Raw genomic sequence first — 1,414 nt, 5'->3', positions numbered from 1 at the left:
AACACAGTGGACGCGAGCAACTGAGGACAAGCCCTCGGCCTATTAGTACCAGTCACCTCCACCCGTTACCGGGCTTCCAGATCTGGCCTATCAACCCAGTCGTCTACTGGGAGCCTTAACCCCTCGAGGGGGTGGGAGTCCTCATCTTGAAGCAGGCTTCCCGCTTAGATGCTTTCAGCGGTTATCCTTTCCGAACGTAGCCAACCAGCCATGCCCTTGGCAGGACAACTGGCACACCAGAGGTTCGTCCGTCCCGGTCCTCTCGTACTAGGGACAGCCCTTCTCAAGACTCCTACGCGCACAGCGGATAGGGACCGAACTGTCTCACGACGTTCTAAACCCAGCTCGCGTACCGCTTTAATGGGCGAACAGCCCAACCCTTGGGACCGACTCCAGCCCCAGGATGCGACGAGCCGACATCGAGGTGCCAAACCATCCCGTCGATATGGACTCTTGGGGAAGATCAGCCTGTTATCCCCGGGGTACCTTTTATCCGTTGAGCGACGGCGCTTCCACAAGCCACCGCCGGATCACTAGTCCCGACTTTCGTCCCTGCTCGACCCGTCGGTCTCACAGTCAAGCTCCCTTGTGCACTTACACTCAACACCTGATTACCAACCAGGCTGAGGGAACCTTTGGGCGCCTCCGTTACTCTTTAGGAGGCAACCGCCCCAGTTAAACTACCCATCAGACACTGTCCCTGATCCGGATCACGGACCCAGGTTAGACATCCAGCACGACCAGAGTGGTATTTCAACGACGACTCCCCCTGAACTGGCGTCCAGAGTTCACAGTCTCCCACCTATCCTACACAAGCCGAACCGAACACCAATATCAAACTGTAGTAAAGGTCCCGGGGTCTTTCCGTCCTGCTGCGCGAAACGAGCATCTTTACTCGTAGTGCAATTTCACCGGGCCTATGGTTGAGACAGTCGAGAAGTCGTTACGCCATTCGTGCAGGTCGGAACTTACCCGACAAGGAATTTCGCTACCTTAGGATGGTTATAGTTACCACCGCCGTTTACTGGCGCTTAAGTTCTCAGCTTCGCACACCCGAAAGTGCACTAACCGGTCCCCTTAACGTTCCAGCACCGGGCAGGCGTCAGTCCGTATACATCGCCTTACGGCTTCGCACGGACCTGTGTTTTTAGTAAACAGTCGCTTCTCGCTGGTCTCTGCGGCCACCCCCAGCTCATGGAGTAAATCCAATCACCGGTGATGGCCCCCCTTCTCCCGAAGTTACGGGGGCATTTTGCCGAGTTCCTTAACCATAGTTCACCCGAACGCCTCGGTATTCTCTACCTGACCACCTGAGTCGGTTTAGGGTACGGGCCGCCATGAAACTCGCTAGAGGCTTTTCTCGACAGCATAGGATCATCCACTTCACCACAATCGGCTCGGCATCAGGTCTCAG

1 rRNA gene is annotated in these 1,414 nt (G+C 56.1%); it reads right to left on the bottom strand.

The features are described 5' to 3' along the window. Positions 1 to 22 precede the first annotated feature (22 nt). Positions 23 to 1,414: ribosomal RNA gene (locus tag ABZ893_RS35995) — 23S ribosomal RNA — on the bottom strand; the annotation flags it as partial.

This window comes from Streptomyces sp. NPDC046821 (genome assembly GCF_040645335.1).
GTDB lineage: Bacteria > Actinomycetota > Actinomycetes > Streptomycetales > Streptomycetaceae > Streptomyces.
This window is presented reverse-complemented; position numbering and strand designations above follow the sequence as displayed.